Annotated in this window: 13 protein-coding genes, 2 tRNA genes, 1 rRNA gene and 1 riboswitch; of the genes, 10 read left to right on the forward strand and 6 right to left on the reverse strand. The window is 41.6% G+C overall.

The features are described from left to right. Positions 1–18: 18 nt before the first annotated feature. Positions 19–1,059 carry a DmpA family aminopeptidase gene (locus FPV17_RS05585; protein ID WP_144558428.1) on the reverse strand — a complete coding sequence of 347 codons (1,041 nt, stop codon included), beginning with the start codon at positions 1,057–1,059 and terminating at the stop codon, positions 19–21. 111 nt (positions 1,060–1,170) lie between these two features. Between FPV17_RS05585 and FPV17_RS05590 the strand changes: the two genes are divergently transcribed. The 5 genes from FPV17_RS05590 to FPV17_RS05610 all read left to right on the forward strand — a co-directional run bounded on the left by FPV17_RS05590 (position 1,171) and on the right by FPV17_RS05610 (position 7,008). Then, a complete protein-coding gene (locus FPV17_RS05590; RefSeq protein WP_035398435.1) occupies positions 1,171–2,049 on the forward strand; it encodes an ROK family protein in 879 nt (292 codons plus the stop codon). A 153-nt stretch (positions 2,050–2,202) separates the two neighbouring features. After that, positions 2,203–3,861, forward strand: a complete 1,659-nt coding sequence (locus FPV17_RS05595) for a M20/M25/M40 family metallo-hydrolase (RefSeq protein ID WP_144558429.1) — start codon at positions 2,203–2,205, stop codon at positions 3,859–3,861. Between the two features lie 158 nt (positions 3,862–4,019). Then, positions 4,020–5,522, forward strand: a complete 1,503-nt coding sequence (locus FPV17_RS05600) for an MDR family MFS transporter (protein ID WP_144558430.1) — start codon at positions 4,020–4,022, stop codon at positions 5,520–5,522. Between the two features lie 122 nt (positions 5,523–5,644). Next, complete coding sequence (locus FPV17_RS05605) at positions 5,645–6,652, forward strand: 3-oxoacyl-ACP synthase III family protein (protein ID WP_035398448.1); 1,008 nt, start codon at positions 5,645–5,647, stop codon at positions 6,650–6,652. 17 nt (positions 6,653–6,669) lie between these two features. Then, positions 6,670–7,008, forward strand: a complete 339-nt coding sequence (locus FPV17_RS05610) for a hypothetical protein (protein ID WP_144558431.1) — start codon at positions 6,670–6,672, stop codon at positions 7,006–7,008. Positions 7,009–7,049: 41 nt separating this feature from the next. On the opposite strand, the gene FPV17_RS05615 is transcribed toward FPV17_RS05610, so the two are convergent. Both FPV17_RS05615 and FPV17_RS05620 read right to left on the reverse strand, forming a co-directional pair. Further along, entirely contained in the window at positions 7,050–8,576 is a 1,527-nt protein-coding gene (locus FPV17_RS05615) for a UDP-glucose--hexose-1-phosphate uridylyltransferase (protein WP_144558432.1), read from the reverse strand. Between the two features lie 12 nt (positions 8,577–8,588). Then, positions 8,589–9,758 carry a galactokinase gene (locus tag FPV17_RS05620; protein WP_035398455.1) on the reverse strand — a complete coding sequence of 390 codons (1,170 nt, stop codon included), beginning with the start codon at positions 9,756–9,758 and terminating at the stop codon, positions 8,589–8,591. Between the two features lie 215 nt (positions 9,759–9,973). Between FPV17_RS05620 and guaC the strand changes: the two genes are divergently transcribed. After that, positions 9,974–10,957, forward strand: coding sequence for a GMP reductase (gene guaC / locus FPV17_RS05625; protein WP_060705671.1), 984 nt, complete (start codon positions 9,974–9,976; stop codon positions 10,955–10,957). 59 nt (positions 10,958–11,016) lie between these two features. On the opposite strand, the gene FPV17_RS05630 is transcribed toward guaC, so the two are convergent. The 3 genes from FPV17_RS05630 to FPV17_RS05640 form a co-directional block, all read right to left on the reverse strand. Continuing rightward, positions 11,017–11,304: a CotD family spore coat protein gene (locus FPV17_RS05630; RefSeq protein WP_035398457.1), complete on the reverse strand. Its 288-nt coding sequence runs from the start codon at positions 11,302–11,304 to the stop codon at positions 11,017–11,019. Positions 11,305–11,442: 138 nt separating this feature from the next. Next, positions 11,443–11,940, reverse strand: coding sequence for a phosphatidylglycerophosphatase A family protein (locus FPV17_RS05635; protein WP_206698863.1), 498 nt, complete (start codon positions 11,938–11,940; stop codon positions 11,443–11,445). 29 nt (positions 11,941–11,969) lie between these two features. After that, the gene (locus FPV17_RS05640) at positions 11,970–12,329 is read right to left on the reverse strand and encodes a hypothetical protein (protein WP_035398462.1); all 360 of its coding nucleotides are present in this window, start codon (positions 12,327–12,329) and stop codon (positions 11,970–11,972) included. Positions 12,330–12,487: 158 nt separating this feature from the next. Beyond that, a riboswitch (purine riboswitch) is annotated at positions 12,488–12,589 on the forward strand. Between the two features lie 76 nt (positions 12,590–12,665). Here FPV17_RS05640 and FPV17_RS05645 point away from each other — a divergent pair. The 4 genes from FPV17_RS05645 (at position 12,666) to FPV17_RS05660 (ending at position 16,448) form a co-directional block, all read left to right on the forward strand. Further along, positions 12,666–13,970 carry an NCS2 family permease gene (locus FPV17_RS05645; RefSeq protein WP_144558433.1) on the forward strand — a complete coding sequence of 435 codons (1,305 nt, stop codon included), beginning with the start codon at positions 12,666–12,668 and terminating at the stop codon, positions 13,968–13,970. A gap of 665 nt (positions 13,971–14,635) precedes the next feature. Further along, positions 14,636–16,184, forward strand: a 16S ribosomal RNA gene (locus tag FPV17_RS05650). 99 nt (positions 16,185–16,283) lie between these two features. After that, positions 16,284–16,360 (forward strand) — tRNA-Ile (locus FPV17_RS05655). A 12-nt stretch (positions 16,361–16,372) separates the two neighbouring features. Continuing rightward, a tRNA-Ala gene (locus tag FPV17_RS05660) sits at positions 16,373–16,448 on the forward strand. Positions 16,449–16,771: the final 323 nt, after the last annotated feature.

Here is a 16,771-nt window from a genome sequence, read left to right on the forward strand (position 1 = left end):
TAGGCTAATGTGCAGGAACTATCTCTTTAGAGCGTCACGTATGCTCAAGCAGGTATGTCCGTTAAATCCTGTAGTGGTCGTGGCTGAGCATAACGAATTAAGAATAGCTTCCTCCACACTCTCTGCAGCAGCAGCAAACAGAATTGACATGGATGCGTCGCTATCATGCAAGAATGTATAGGTTTGTAAAGGTGCAAGTGGGTGATGAGGCACCCGATTTGCTGTTGAAAACGCAATGACAATATCACCACTTCCATTAGCCGCAAAAGATGCCGTACGTCCGAGGCCAAGCGCAGCTCTTTTTGCTAGTCGTTTTAATTGGCGAGCATCTAACGGTGCATCTGTGGCGAGCACGATAATAATGGAACCATCTGGCGTTGGCATGGAGGTGCCATTTCCATCTGAGATGTTTATTTTCCTTCTGTGGCGACTGTAGATCCAGTCTTGCTTCTGTCCATAATTCGTCAGGACGAGGCAGCCAACCGTATAAGAAGAAACGAGACGTGAACTTGTGCCGATACCACCTTTAAACCCGAGACATGACATACCAGTACCAGCCCCAACAGCCCCCTCTTCAACAGGTTGTTCACTCGCGGCTTTAATGGCAAAAATTGCGTCCTCTGGTTTAACGATCATTTGTCGAATATCATTTAGGTAACCATCGTTACATTCTGCTGTTAGAACATTGACGGTGCTCGTTGTTGTACCGATTTCTTGATTATGAGCAAGTAGATAGGAAAGTGTGCCTTCTGTAACAGCGGGAACGGAAAGGGTGTTTGTTAACATAATGGGGCTCTCGATAACTCCAAGTTCTTCTACTTGCACAAGGCCAGTTGTTTTTCCGAAGCCATTGAGTATAAAAGAGCTGGCAATGGTCTTTTCCGCAAACAGATTTTTTGGATGGGGAATAATGGCGGTTACGCCTGTCTGAATTTGTTTCCCATCTGTGAGCGTACGATGACCGACCAGTACACCAGCTACGTCGGTAATACCATTCATTGGTCCAGTAGGCAAACCAGGAAAAGAAAAGCCTGCGCGTCTTGCAGATGAATGATTCATTGGAAACTCCTTTTTCTTTTATTTTGCAAAAAAACAGATAAAACGTAAAGAAAAAAAAGATTCAGAGTGCTATAATCTTTACTAGTTAGATGGGTAGGAGGAGAGAAGAAGATGGATAGTGCTCGATATGGTGGTTTGGAGGCAGGCGGAACGAAAATGATCTGCGTGGTGACAGATAAAAATGGGGAATGGCTCGATCAATTAACACTGCCAACGCTGTCGCCTGAAGAAACGATTCCCCCTATTGTTGATTTTTTTAAGAGGAATTCCATTACTAGTTTAGGAATAGGCAGCTTTGGTCCTCTTGATCTTAAAGAAGGGTCACATACATACGGTTCTCTTGCTAGTACCCCAAAAAAAGGGTGGGAAGGCTATCCATTATTGGACGCTTTTAAATCACTTCATGTACCAATCTCATTAACAACAGATGTAAATGGTGCTGCACTTGCTGAAGCCACTAAGGGGGCAGCAAAAGGGCTAGATAGTTGTATGTATATTACCGTTGGTACGGGAATTGGAGCAGGTGCCGTTGTAAATGGGAATATCTTAGAAGGATTCTCTCATCCAGAAATGGGTCATGTGCCTGTTAAGCCACATGAAGACGATGTGTTTTTAGGTCACTGCCCATACCATGGAACGTGCGCAGAAGGTATGGCTGCTGGACCTGCAATACAGGCACGCTGGGGGAAAGCCGGAGTTGAGTTAGCAGATGATGACCGCGTCTGGCAATTAGAAGCTTACTATCTAGCTCAAGCAATTGCGGCATATACCTACATCTTGTCACCAAAAAAAGTGATTTTAGGTGGCGGAGTAATGAAGCAAAAGCAATTGTATTCCCTTGTTCGTGAAGAATTAATACGTCAGCTAAATGGCTACTTGGATATTGGCGATCCAGAAGAGTATGTAGTAGCTCCTGGATTAGATGAGCACGCAGGTATAGAAGGTGCATTACTATTAGCGAGACAAGCAGAAGAAATGGCGCATTCATAAATAAAAAACTGCAATGGACCATCTAGGTTCTTGCGGTTTTTTATTTTCCACAAGAAATAAAGGGAATTGTCGAATCAAGAGCGTATTTGTAAAAGGAACAGCATTTCGAGAAATTCATATGATACGTTAGCATAGTCACAGGAGGTTTCGCTTATGTCTTATTCTCATTACAACACGTACGCTTATTCTGATCGGGTTCTAGCATTGACGAAAGAACTCGTTCAACAGCCTAGTATCTCTGGTACGACACAAGAAAACCAAATGGCAGATTTAATCTGTACCATTTTAATGCGAAATCCTTATTTTAACGCGCATCCATCATCTATTAAACGCATCCCCCTTAAACAGGATCCATTAAACCGTTGTGCCGTCGTTGCTATGCTGGAAAAGAAGCCATCTACAAAACAAGCAACGATTTTACTTAGCCACTATGATGTAGTTGGTGTTGATGATTTCGGGCTATATAAAGAGGAAGCGTTCCAGCCGGAAGCATTAAAAAAGCAGTTAGAGGAAGAACAAGAAGGGTATTTAGACGAATCCGCAAGAGCCGATTTGGATTCAAACGACTATTTGTTTGGAAGAGGCTCGATGGATATGAAAGCCGGATTGGCGATGCAGCTTTCAATCATGGAGGATATTGCACGTGATGAAGAATCAACTGAGAATATTTGCTTAGTAGCTGTACCAGATGAAGAAAAGTTATCACTTGGAATGTTTGCGGCGGTAGAGGAACTTGCAAAATTACAGGAAAGTGGCTGGCAATTTTCTGCATGTATTTGTTCCGAACCGAATTTTTCTGCTTATCCCAATGACTTCAATAAATATATTTATACTGGTTCAACAGGAAAGCTGCTCCCGTTTATTTATTGCTTAGGAAGAGAAACCCATGTTGGGCAACCGTTAGAGGGGATTAATGCATCGGTTATGGCAGCGCAGCTTGCTGTAGAAATGGAATGGTCAGACGCATTTTCTGATCAATTAAACGGAGAATCCTCCCCATCGCCTACTTGTTTACGCATTCGAGACTTAAAAGAAACGTACGATGTGCAAACGCCAAATGAATCCTATTTGTTTTACAATGTATTAACCTTACATTCAAGTCCAGAGCTTGTAATGGAGAAGGTGAAGCGAGCATGCCAGCAAGCAAGTGAAGCAATCTATGAGCGTCTTGTAAAGCATAGGCTTGCTTTTGGAACAGATGCACTAGCTGCGGCAGTTCCACAACCGAAGGTCTATACAATTGCTGAGCTGTACCAACGGGGAATCAAAAAATTCGGCACGAGCTTTAAGCAGTCATATGAAACCATCTTACATGACAGTATTCGAGATAACGAGACTTTTACAGAACAAACGTTATCCATTGCTCGTCATTTATCAACCTATTTTCTGGATCAGGCACCTTTTTATTTATTGCTTTTACAGCCGCCCTACTACCCACACGTAAAGTTAAATGAGAAGGAAGACCAAGCGTTACTAGCGTTAACAAACGATTTACAGAAAATTGGTACAGAATCCTTTCAAGAGTCGATTGTGTTAAAAACCTTTTTCCCAGGTTTATCTGATGTTAGCTACTTACGTTCTCAAGGAGAGACAAAAGTGGAAACAACCCTCGACACATTTATGCCACTGTATCAACAAAATTATCATATTCCAATGGAAGCCATACAACAGCTTAACATTCCAACCATAAACGTGGGACCGTTCGGAAAAGATGCTCATAAGCGAACCGAACGATTGCAACTTTCTTATTCAACAAAAGTGGCGCCTGTTTTGTTACGCTATGCCACACAACAATTAGCAAATAAGCTTTAGTAGACAGATTTACTTTGTACAGTTTGCATGAGAAAGAAATCATGCGAACTGTACATCTTTTACGATCCATCGTTTATTTTTTGTAGGATGTAAAGCTTGTATTAGTGTAAACTAATAGAGTGAAAAGATTGTAGTGTCATTAAGTAAGGAGTATACATATGAGAACACCATCACTGGTAACAGCAGGACTTTTACTCGGAATTTTTATGGCGGCAATTGACAATACAATTGTGGCTACAGCAATGGGTACCATAGTAGGCGATTTAGGCAATTACGATCAATTTGTGTGGGTAACAGCTGCCTACATGGTAGCCATGATGGCAGGTATGCCGATTTATGGTAAATTATCTGACATGTATGGGCGAAAGCGATTCTTTTTGTTTGGTTTAATCGTTTTTGTACTTGGTTCAATACTGTGCGGATTAGCCAATTCTATGAGTCAATTAATTGGGTACCGTGTGATCCAAGGAATAGGTGGTGGAGCATTAATGCCAATTGCGTTCACCATTATTTTTGACATATTTCCTCCTGAAAAAAGGGGAAAAATGACAGGATTAATTGGAGCTGTATTCGGTGTATCAAGTGTATTCGGTCCATTAATGGGAGCCTTTATAACGGAAACATTAAGCTGGCATTGGATTTTTTATATTAACGTACCGATTGGTGCTGTGGCGCTCTATTTAATTGCTCGACATTATAAGGAAACGCTTGAACCACAAAAGCAAAAAATAGACTGGCTCGGTGCTTCGACGTTAGTAATTGCTGTGGTTTGTTTAATGTTTGCATTGGAACTTGGTGGAGAAGCCTATAGCTGGACGTCACCATCACTTATCAGTTTGTTTGGGTTCGCTTTTGCCGCTTTTATTGTATTTATTTTTGCAGAAAGACGTGCTGAAGAGCCAATCATTTCCTTTTGGATGTTTAAAAAAAGATTATTTGCCACATCGCAAATCATTGCTTTTATTTACGGTAGTACATTTGTTGTGTTAGCTATTTTTATTCCCATCTTCGTGCAAGCAGTCTTTGGAGGATCAGCATCAAGTGCCGGTACAACGTTAATGCCGATGATGATTGGCTCAGTTGTTGGGAGTATGACAGGCGGGCTTTTACAAACGCGTATTCCGTTTCGAACCATGATGATCTTTTCAGCGGTTTGTTTTTTAACAGGTATGAGTTTGCTCGCAACAATGACTCCTGAAATATCAAGAGTCATGTTGGGTGTTTATATGTTTCTAGCAGGAATAGGTGTTGGGTTTTCATTTTCGTTATTGCCAGCAGCTTCGATTAATAATCTGCCGAAGCGCTATCGTGGCTCAGCGAATTCCACCAACTCGTTTCTTCGTTCATTTGGAATGACGGTTGGAATTGCTATCTTTGGCACGATTCAAACGATGACGTTTTCCAATCGCATGAGAGAATCATTGAGCGGTATAGAGACAGAAGGGATTGAGCTAGATCCTCAAGAACTTTTCACTCCGGAAAGCCGTGCACAAATTCCAGAAGATGCACTAGCGACGATCACAACGACAATGTCTGATTCGATTACCTCTATTTTTACTCTAGCATTAATTCCGATTAGCTTAGCGCTTATTACGACATTTTTTATGGGTGGCGATAAAGTCGAAACGAGTAAAGATTTGAAGATAAAGGGGTCTGAGTAGCGTTTTCCCTAAAGAATCTTTATAGAGCCTATTTCTTGAAGAATTTACATGCTGAGCTATTAACAATTCTCGAAAATTGTCGATATGCATAGTGTAGGTTAATAAAGAGAGGAGAGCTACGCTTGAGTAGTGTAATCGTTAGAAATGTCGCTAAGTATTTACCTAAAACCGTTAAGAATCGTGAAGAAATGCGTACTCATTTTGCGTCTGTTGGCGCTCAAGTTGACTCTCTATTCGATGTTGGTGGTCGTGAAAATCATCCATACATAGAGGACTACCGGAAAGAGACATCGGTTACAATGGCTACGAAAGCATGTGAAGCGTTGCTTGAAAAGGAAGGACTTTCTTTACAAGATGTACAGGGATTTTTCTTTGTATCAGATGCGCCAGAGTATACGGTTCCGTCAAATGCCATCACAATTGTCAATGCATTAGGAGATGGAAATGATGGTGCCGTTAAATTTGTAATGGATTTGAACCAGAACTGTACAGGATTGCTCTCTTCATTTGATATGGTAAGCGCGTATATGAAAACTCGAAAAGATCTTAAGCGCTGTGTGCTTGTAAGTGTGTTTAATTCGACTCACATCTCTCACAAAGAAGATCCTGCGACATATGGTTTTTTAACAGACGGCTCTAGTGCACTACTACTTGAAAAGATCGACCAAGGTGGAAAAGGTATCCTCGATTCAGATACGTTAATTGGCTCAGACGGTTGGGAGCTGATGAGCTTTCCTTCTGCTGGCTATTCAAAAGTTTTTAAAGAAGAGACATCGTTACGTGAGCGAACGTTACGATGGGATGTAGGGCCGGCAGGATGGATTCCGGATAAATATATGGAAGTGCTGCCTGGTTTACTAGAACGCAATGGCTTAACAGAATCAGATGTTGACTATTTTATTTGCTCGCAATTCCACGAAGGTCTAGTGAAACGAACGTGTGAGTTAATGAATTCTACTATGGACAAGTGGTTATTTGTTAGCAGATCATATGGCTATGCGGGAAATGCTTCTCCAGGCTTTGCGTTTGAAGAAGGTTTGCGTTCTGGTAAGTTCACTGAAGGAAAAACAATTGTGTGGTTTTCATTTGGTGCAGGTTACACACTCTCTGCATTGCTATACAGATTTTAATAAGGGGTGGATTGATTATGTATTCGATGAGTATTGATGAAAGAAAAAAACAATTTACGATTGTCGTGAGCGGATTTATTACAGAAGAAGAGGCAGATGCGTATAAGAAGGATTACATTATGCATGCCGCATCTATAGACTGCTCAGATTATACACTTATTCTCGATGGAAGCGATATGATGGTTTCAAAGCAGTCCATGCTAGATGGGTTGAAGGCATTAATTCAGTCTTATGTCAATCACGGCTACAAGGAAATTTTATTTGTACAAGCAAAGTCACCTTCTGCTCGTGCACAATTACGCCGTATTGATGTGTTAATGAAAAATGTTCGTTTAATTGAAGTAAACGACGTATAAGCTTGAAAAAGGAGTAGTCAAATGATAGACTACTCCTTTTTTTATTTTGACCAAGATTCTTGACAATGCGCCCAAAATCGTAAAAATCCTTTCTCACCTTCAGAAGAATCTTTAAAGATTCCAGCGTGTTCGAGCACGCTGGAAAAAATCGTACCGACCTCTTTCTTTAATTCTCCCATTACGTTCTCTTCCTTTAAATCTTGGCCTAATCGATTCTTTAATTTCAATGCCCAATGAGTATGTTTTTCAGTGTAAGGTGATGTGCTAAGTAGTTGTTCAGCGTGCTCGCTTAAAAGATATTTAGAAATCTCTTCTAATTCCTGTTTTAAGCGTCCTGGCAAAATGGCTAAACCCATTACCTCAATTAAACCAATGTTCTCTTTTTTGATGGCATGTGTTTCTTGATGTGGATGAAAAAGACCCAGCGGGTGGTCTTTTGTTGTTCGATTATTTCGTAAGACTAAATCAAGCTCATAATTTCCCTCTTTCATCCGTAGCACAGGTGTAACAGTGTTATGCGGTTCTTCGTTTGAAAAAGCATAGAGTTCAGCTTGAGGATCTGTATACGAGCGCCACTCTGTAAGAATATGGGTAGATGTAGTAATAAGTGCTTGACGATCCTTACCGGTTAAACGAATAACAGACATGGGCCAGTCGACAATACCAGCTCGAATAGATTCGTTTCCAAAAGGTAGCAAATCTTGTTTAAGTGGGGCCTGTGCCATTGGAAAATCGTACACGCCACCTTGATAATGGTCGTGCTCTAGGATCGAGCCACCAACGATTGGTAAGTCTGCATTTGATCCAATAAAGTAATGCGGAAATTGATCGATAAAATCAAATAACCGCATAAATGTTTTTTCGCTAATCTTCATTGGTTGTTGTTCACCAGAAAAGACAATAGCATGCTCGTTGTAATAGACATATGGAGAAAACTGAAAATACCATTGCTCACCTGCTAAGGATAAAGGAATAAAGCGCAAGGTTTGTCTGGCGGACTGAGTTAGTGAGCCTGCATACCCAATGTTCTCTTTTGCCAGCGGGCCAGAAGGATATACGTTTTTCGTTTTCTGCTTACGAGCTTCTGCAAGAGCTTCAGGATCTTTTTCTGGTTTTGACAGATTTATCGTAATTTCTAACGGACCATATGGCGTTTCCACGTCCCAACTCTCGTTTAGAGCAATGCGATCAACTCGTATATAATGAGCATCTTTATTGAACTGATAAAAGGCCTTCGTTGCATAGGATGGATCGTATTGTTGATACTGTGAAAAAAATGTGTGCGAGACATCACTCGGTCTCGCTAGCATAAGATCCATTAAAGCGGTGTCGAATAAATCACGGTGTGTCGTTGTATTTGGTCCAAATAACCCTTTATTGTAAGCCCAATCTAAGAGAGGCGTTAAAATCTTTTCAAGATCATCTTCCGCTGTGACCTGAGTTTCTTCGGGTGCTTGTAAGCCTAGAAAATGGAGGAGACGGTTATGGATGTACATTTTATCTTCAGGTAAGAACAGCTTTCTTTGTAATCCATACAAAAGTAACTTTTCAATTAAATCGTGAATCATTCGCCATCTCTCCTAATCCAATTTTTTAACGCCGTCACCAGCTAGACTCACATAAAAATCGGGTTTAATGGATGTTTTCTGTTCATAAAGGAACGAAACATTTTCTTTAAAAGCATCAATATACTCTTGATGGACGAGGCTGACTGTACAACCTCCAAATCCAGCGCCAGTCATTCTTGTGCCGATACAACCTTGCTGCTCTTTTTGGATTGAATAAAGCAAATCGAGTTCGTAGCCAGTTACTTCATAGTCATCAGCAAGTGATTGATGAGACTCATTCATGCATGCCCCTAGGCTTTTTAAGTCATGTGCTTTTAAAAAAGTCACAGCTTGTCTCACGCGTGAATTTTCGGTCACAACATGATTCACGCGTTTTTTTAAACTGTTATTTGTTACTACCGTTTTAGCTTGCGCCCATGTCGCTGTAGTTAAATCACTTAATGAGTCTAAAGGATAGCCTTCTTTTTGTAGAATGTGTAACCCTTGTTCACATTCTGAGCGGCGTTCATTGTACTTTGAATCAGCAAGTCCACGTTTTTTATTGGTATTTGTAATAACGATCGAGTAAGAACCTAACGCAAGTGGAACGAGTTCGTGTTCAAGTGTACCTGTATGTATAAACAGCGCATGTGCCTCTTTTCCAAGACCAACAGCGTACTGGTCCATAATGCCGCTGTTTACACCGATGTAGTCATTTTCAACCTTTTGGCAAAGTTGAGCAAGTTGAGTACGACTTAGCCCGGCATCGAGTACATCGTTTAAGAAAAACGCTGTAACCATTTCAATGGATGCGGAAGAAGAGAGTCCAGCCCCGTTAGGAAGTGTTCCATAATAGAGTAAATTCATTCCCGGTAAGGTATAACCAAGTTCTTGAAATGCACGCATGACACCTTTTGGATAATTACTCCAGCTATGTTCACTTGAATAAGACAAAGAGCTAGTCAAATGAGTATAGGATTCTGGGAAATTTTCGCTTTTCATTTGAATCGATTGATCAGGTCTAAAGCTAATTGCCAAGTAAGTTCCCATGGTAAGGGCAGCTGGAAATACATAGCCATTGTTATAATCCGTATGTTCGCCAATTAGGTTAACGCGACCTGGAGAAAAGTAGATACTTGAAGGTGGTTCGTTAGCAAATGCTTGAAAGGCTTTAGTAAGAGAATGTCGTTCAATGGTTTCCATGTTATCACGCTCCTACCGTTAATGTTACTCATTCTAACGGGAAAAGATATGGATAAAATTGCGCTTTTTCACCATTATATTGTCAGTCTGCTCGTAAACGCTTTCGTAAATTGTACGAAAGCTTTGACTTCCAGTAGAAAATCATGTATATTACCAAATGGGCGAACGTTTAAATCGTCTACAGAGTTTAATATTCGTTTTTAGGGGTGTCATAGATGGAAAATGTATTTGATTACGAAGATATTCAATTAATTCCCGCTAAATGTGTGGTGAATAGTCGATCAGAATGTGACACAAGTGTAGAATTAGGTGGTCGAACATTTAAGTTACCTGTTGTGCCAGCAAACATGCAAACCATTATAGATGAGAACATTGCACTTTATTTAGCTGAAAACGATTATTTTTATGTCATGCATCGTTTCCAGCCAGAGAAACGGTATAACTTTGTAAAAGAGATGCAAGAACGAGGACTATATGCATCGATTAGTGTAGGAGTAAAAGAGGAAGAATATGGATTCGTTGAACAACTAGCTGCCGATCAAGTTATACCAGAGTACATTACAATTGATATTGCACATGGTCATTCAAATGCTGTCATTCAAATGATTCAACATATAAAAAAGTACTTACCGACTAGCTTCGTCATCGCTGGGAATGTTGGTACGCCTGAAGCAGTACGTGAGTTAGAGAACGCAGGCGCAGATGCAACAAAAGTTGGTATTGGACCGGGAAAAGTCTGTATTACAAAAATTAAAACAGGATTCGGTACAGGTGGCTGGCAATTAGCCGCATTACGCTGGTGTGCAAAAGCTGCTAGCAAGCCAATTATCGCTGATGGCGGTATTCGTACAAATGGTGACATTGCAAAATCGGTTCGATTTGGCGCATCCATGGTGATGATCGGGTCGCTATTTGCAGGTCACGAAGAATCGCCGGGTGAGACAACGGAGATAGACGGGAAACGTGTAAAAGAATATTTTGGCTCTGCATCTGAGTTCCAAAAAGGCGAAAAGAAAAACGTTGAGGGCAAAAAAATGTTCGTAGAGCATAAAGGCTCTTTAAAGGACACATTAGATGAAATGCAACAAGATCTTCAATCCTCCATTTCCTACGCCGGAGGCACGAAGCTTGAATCCATTCGAAACGTTGATTATGTAGTTGTGAAAAACTCCATTTTTAATGGCGATAAAGTTTATTAAAGCGTAATTAGAAAAGCAAGCCTGTAAAGATTCATTCTTTACAGGCTTTTCTTCCTATATTAAAGAAACCAGCCCCAGCCTCGTCTTGGAGGACGATTTTGGTGATTTTGACTACACGGTACATTCTCTGTATGTTGTTCTTCTTCTACAATGATTTTTTCTGGATAGTGATGAACATGTCGGAAAATTTTTTTGCGTTTGACGATGGTTTCGATTGGATGTACTTCGGGCACAATTACGACTTCAACTTCTTCCACAATTCTTCTTTTCGGAGAGTGGATAATAGGATCGGTTTCCGATATGTGGACATTTTGCATGTTGCCGCATTTCGAGCATCGATGACCCATTTTATTTACCTCCTTGCAGCAAGTAATACTGATAGACTATGTATGATTTCCGGGATTGGATTGGTTAGGTGTCTAGCAAAAAAAGAAACAGGCGCATAAAAAAAGCAGTGGATTGGTTTCCGCTGCTTTTAGCTGTTATTAATCACGCACACCGGCGCCTTCTTCGGAATGAGCAAGGCGACTTGACGCAGCCGCTGCAATAGCGCCGACAATGTCGTCAAGAAAGGTATGGCATTTTTCTTGATTATGATCGTTTAATTTTGCCAATATACCTGGTTTGATTTTGTCCACATAACCAAAGTTTGTTAAGCCGATCGATCCGTACACATTGACGATGGAAAGAGCGATAATTTCATCAATTCCATAAAGTCCTTCATCCGATTCAATAATTTCTTGTATAGGAGATGACAGCTTTTTTTGTTCGGCTAAACGATCCAACTCAATTCCTGTTAATAATGCATTTTGTACTTCACGCTTCGCAAGCACTTTCATCACATGATTGCGGCACATTTCCTTCGTTAAGTTTGGAACATAAGGTGTTTGAAGATCATAGACTAGGTCCATAATGTCTTCAATGGTGACACCGCGATCTTCTAGATTTTCTATCGCTAATTCAATTGTAATGTTGTGAATCAACGTAAGTACCCCCTTTTTTTATCTACTATTTAGTTACTATACCCTTTTTTTCGACTTGGCCATAACCATTCACTAGAAATAATTTGAATCCCTGAACCTTTAGTCGGAAGTATTCGTCTAACAGTTCGACATGCCATGGACTCATAATCCTCTAGATAGCGGGTTGTTTTTAAGTCCGGCACGAGTATTTCTATAGTTGCGGTTGCAGCCACTTCATCATATTGATTTCGCCAATATTTATAGTTTTCGAGGTGAAGAATTCTTACTGTATTGGTAATGGTTTTTTTGTATTGGGATTCAAATAACTGCTTTGTTTCTTCTATATTCATATCTTGTTTGCCAACATGAATATATAAAGTCGTTTTACATGTTGCTTTGCAGACGTACATGAAGCTCCTCCATACGTTTATCGTACGCCAAGTATACAAGAAAACCTGAAAAATGGAAATCAATAGGTTAATGACGAATGTTATCGCTTATTAACTTGATATTGTTCGTATTTTTTGTTGACAAGTCCGGAGCCTCTTGCTACACTAAATTTCGTACTAAATCACATAAACATTTCAGTCGTATATACGCAGAGATAAGGTCTGCACGTTTCTACCGAGCTACCGTAAATAGCTTGACTACGATGTGAGAGGCATTGTTTGCATAAAACAACCTTGTCACGTCAACTCTAGGTAGAACATCCTAGGGTTATTTTATTTTAGGGGGAAAAGAAAAGAATGGATCGATTCTTTCAATTAAGTGCAAACAAAACATCAATACGACAAGAAGCAATAGCAGGGCTAACAACGTTTCTTGCAATGGCTTATATTTTGTTCGTAAATCCAGATATATTAGGTGCAGCTGGAATGGATCAGGGCGCTGTCTTCGTGGCCACTGCATTAGCAGCAATGGTCGGTTCGATCATCATGGGCTTACTAGCTAATTACCCAATTGCACTGGCACCAGGAATGGGCTTAAACGCCTTCTTTGCATACACAGTCGTTATCAATTATGGTATGTCTTGGCAAGCAGCATTATTTGCTGTATTTGCTTCTGGTGTTATCTTTATTTTTATTACGATTTTTAAACTTAGAGAAAAAATTATCAATGCCATTCCAGAGGAACTTAAGTATGCTGCTGGGGCGGGGATTGGATTATTTATTGCGTTTATTGGTTTAAAGAACGCTGGAATTGTTGTTGGAGATGAAGCAACGCTTGTTACAATGGGAAATCTTCAAACACCTGGAACATTACTTGCGATTTTCGGGATTGTCGTGACGATTATTCTTGTTGTGATGAATATAAAAGGCGCTGTCTTTTACGGTCTTGCTTTAACTGCATTAGTAGGAATTATTACTGGAATGAACAGTTTGGATGGTGGAATTATTTCCATGCCACCAAGCTTAACCACCTTTGGGGCTGCATTTCAACCTGTAAGCTGGACAGAAGAAATCTTTACGCTACAAATGCTGATTGTCGTTTTAACATTCTTATTCATTGTATTCTTTGATACAGCAGGAACATTGTTTGCAGTAGCGACACAGGCAGGTTTTGTAAAAGATAACCGTTTACCGCGAGCTGGAAGAGCGTTATTTGCAGATGCTAGTGCCACAACAGTTGGAGCGATCTTCGGAACATCGACAACGACGGCTTATGTTGAATCTACATCAGGTGTTGCTGTTGGTGGTCGGACAGGACTTACCGCTATTTTTACGGGATTGTTTTTCTTAGTCGCATTATTCTTCTCGCCACTTTTATCCGTTATAACTGGAGAAGTGACGGCACCTGCTTTAATTGTAGTTGGTGTGATGATGGCTACATCATTGCGTCACATTGATTGGACTAAAATGGAAATTGCTGTTCCCGTGTTCTTTACTGTTGTAACGATGCCGTTAACATACAGTATTGCAACTGGTATTGCACTTGGCTTCGTTCTTTACCCATTAACAATGGTTGTAAAGGGACGAGGAAAAGAATTACATCCGTTAATGTACTTGTTGTTTGTAGCTTTTGTTCTTTTCCTATTTTTCTTACCACATTAATAGAATGAGTAGTAGAAACGGCTGGCCGCTAGGGCTGGCCGTTTTTGCTCTTCCAAAGGGTGTGTAGGCGTCTATACGAGGAACAAATTGTGAATGCTACATACCTAGGAATAAGTTATCTTTGAGACTTTATTTCCTGACTAGGATGAATGACTTCAAGGAGTTACATATTACTCTAACCTTATCATGTAGAGTTTTAAAGATTCGCTAAAAAGAAAAGATGGCAAGTAAAGAGAGCGATAGGGTTTATTTCATGTTAAAGGTTTAGCTAAATAAATAAGAACGTTCATTTATTGTTGATAGGTATATGGAGATGAGGAAATTGTGAACCACGTACGTTTGCTGTTATTTGAATAAATCAGAGGTTGGTAAAAGTACTCTATTTTTAATGTAAAACAATTTAAAAAAAACTTTTAATATTTTTTTGTAAAATAGTATTGACGATAGATGTTGAATCTTGTTATTATATCTAAGTCGCCAACAGATGGCGCAAACGAGTTCTTTGAAAACTGAACAAAAGCCAAGCGTAAAAAGAGATACAAGGTATCTCGTCAATGAAGTTAGACACAGCTTTAAAATGTGCAACAGCTTAGGATCTTCGACTAAGATCGCAACGTCCATGTTGCAACGTCGAAGTCAACACATCCGTGTGTAAGTAAACACTTTTAACGGAGAGTTTGATCCTGGCTCAGGACGAACGCTGGCGGCGTGCCTAATACATGCAAGTCGAGCGGACAGAAGGGAGCTTGCTCCCGGAAGTCAGCGGCGGACGGGTGAGTAACACGTAGGTAACCTGCCCCTTAGACTGGGATAACTCCGGGAAACCGGAGCTAATACGGGATAATAAAGAGAATCACCTGATTCTCTTTTGAAAGACGGCGTCTAGCTGTCACTAAGGGATGGGCCTGCGGCGCATTAGCTAGTTGGTAAGGTAACGGCTTACCAAGGCGACGATGCGTAGCCGACCTGAGAGGGTGATCGGCCACACTGGGACTGAGACACGGCCCAGACTCCTACGGGAGGCAGCAGTAGGGAATCTTCCGCAATGGACGAAAGTCTGACGGAGCAACGCCGCGTGAGTGAGGAAGGCCTTCGGGTCGTAAAGCTCTGTTGTGAGGGAAGAACAAGTACCGGCGTAACTACCGGTACCTTGACGGTACCTCACCAGAAAGCCACGGCTAACTACGTGCCAGCAGCCGCGGTAATACGTAGGTGGCAAGCGTTGTCCGGAATTATTGGGCGTAAAGCGCGCGCAGGCGGCTTCTTAAGTCTGATGTGAAATCTCGGGGCTCAACCCCGAGCGGCCATTGGAAACTGGGAAGCTTGAGTGCAGAAGAGGAGAGTGGAATTCCACGTGTAGCGGTGAAATGCGTAGATATGTGGAGGAACACCAGTGGCGAAGGCGACTCTCTGGTCTGTAACTGACGCTGAGGCGCGAAAGCGTGGGGAGCAAACAGGATTAGATACCCTGGTAGTCCACGCCGTAAACGATGAGTGCTAGGTGTTAGGGGTTTCGATGCCCGTAGTGCCGAAGTAAACACATTAAGCACTCCGCCTGGGGAGTACGGCCGCAAGGCTGAAACTCAAAGGAATTGACGGGGACCCGCACAAGCAGTGGAGCATGTGGTTTAATTCGAAGCAACGCGAAGAACCTTACCAGGTCTTGACATCCTTTGACCACTCTGGAGACAGAGCTTCCCCTTCGGGGGCAAAGTGACAGGTGGTGCATGGTTGTCGTCAGCTCGTGTCGTGAGATGTTGGGTTAAGTCCCGCAACGAGCGCAACCCTTGATCTTAGTTGCCAGCATTTAGTTGGGCACTCTAAGGTGACTGCCGGTGACAAACCGGAGGAAGGTGGGGACGACGTCAAATCATCATGCCCCTTATGACCTGGGCTACACACGTGCTACAATGGATGGTACAAAGGGCAGCGAAACCGTGAGGTGGAGCCAATCCCATAAAGCCATTCTCAGTTCGGATTGTAGGCTGCAACTCGCCTACATGAAGCCGGAATTGCTAGTAATCGCGGATCAGCATGCCGCGGTGAATACGTTCCCGGGTCTTGTACACACCGCCCGTCACACCACGAGAGTTTGTAACACCCGAAGTCGGTGAGGTAACCTTTTGGAGCCAGCCGCCTAAGGTGGGACAAATGATTGGGGTGAAGTCGTAACAAGGTAGCCGTATCGGAAGGTGCGGCTGGATCACCTCCTTTCTATGGAGTTTTTACTCTAGTCGATGTATGACCTCGGGTCATATAGCGCTTTGGATCTTTTGTTCAGTTTTGAAAGAACTCATTCTTTCTTATTAAAATGGGCCTGTAGCTCAGCTGGTTAGAGCGCACGCCTGATAAGCGTGAGGTCGGTGGTTCGAGTCCACTCAGGCCCACCATTTTAATAAAACGGGGCCTTAGCTCAGCTGGGAGAGCGCCTGCTTTGCACGCAGGAGGTCAGCGGTTCGATCCCGCTAGGCTCCACCAATTCGATACCCTTTTTAAGGGATTTATTTTGTTCCGGAAGAATGTATCTTCTGATCAAGAATGCGAAGGTAGTAGATACCGCTCTAAGAGCGTTTGGTACCTACATCCTGTAGGCATGGTTCTTTGAAAACTAAATCATAATCAATCAACTCAAATTAGTTTTGTTCATCGGTGTTACAACTGTTTGAACGAGACGTCAAGAATTCATAAACCTTTTTGGTTAACTGTTTGATAAAGAGACCCAAGTAGATCAAGGGTGGGAAATGCTTGATGGAAGGAGCGTAGTTCGCTACGTAACTGACAGAAAGACAGGAACCAGACGA

The sequence above is a fragment of the Shouchella miscanthi genome, from assembly GCF_007725405.1.
Taxonomy (GTDB): Bacteria; Bacillota; Bacilli; order Bacillales; family Bacillaceae_D; genus Shouchella; species Shouchella hunanensis.

Coding starts and splice junctions, on each gene's coding strand:
- FPV17_RS05585 (WP_144558428.1), bottom strand. CDS start 1,059: ATGAATCATTCATCTGCAAGACGCGCAGGCTTTTCTTTTCCTGGTTTG.
- FPV17_RS05630 (WP_035398457.1), bottom strand. CDS start 11,304: ATGGGTCATCGATGCTCGAAATGCGGCAACATGCAAAATGTCCACATA.
- FPV17_RS05595 (WP_144558429.1), top strand. CDS start 2,203: ATGTCTTATTCTCATTACAACACGTACGCTTATTCTGATCGGGTTCTA.
- FPV17_RS05645 (WP_144558433.1), top strand. CDS start 12,666: ATGGATCGATTCTTTCAATTAAGTGCAAACAAAACATCAATACGACAA.
- FPV17_RS05600 (WP_144558430.1), top strand. CDS start 4,020: ATGAGAACACCATCACTGGTAACAGCAGGACTTTTACTCGGAATTTTT.
- guaC (WP_060705671.1), top strand. CDS start 9,974: ATGGAAAATGTATTTGATTACGAAGATATTCAATTAATTCCCGCTAAA.
- FPV17_RS05620 (WP_035398455.1), bottom strand. CDS start 9,758: ATGGAAACCATTGAACGACATTCTCTTACTAAAGCCTTTCAAGCATTT.
- FPV17_RS05610 (WP_144558431.1), top strand. CDS start 6,670: ATGTATTCGATGAGTATTGATGAAAGAAAAAAACAATTTACGATTGTC.
- FPV17_RS05590 (WP_035398435.1), top strand. CDS start 1,171: ATGGATAGTGCTCGATATGGTGGTTTGGAGGCAGGCGGAACGAAAATG.
- FPV17_RS05615 (WP_144558432.1), bottom strand. CDS start 8,576: ATGATTCACGATTTAATTGAAAAGTTACTTTTGTATGGATTACAAAGA.
- FPV17_RS05640 (WP_035398462.1), bottom strand. CDS start 12,329: ATGTACGTCTGCAAAGCAACATGTAAAACGACTTTATATATTCATGTT.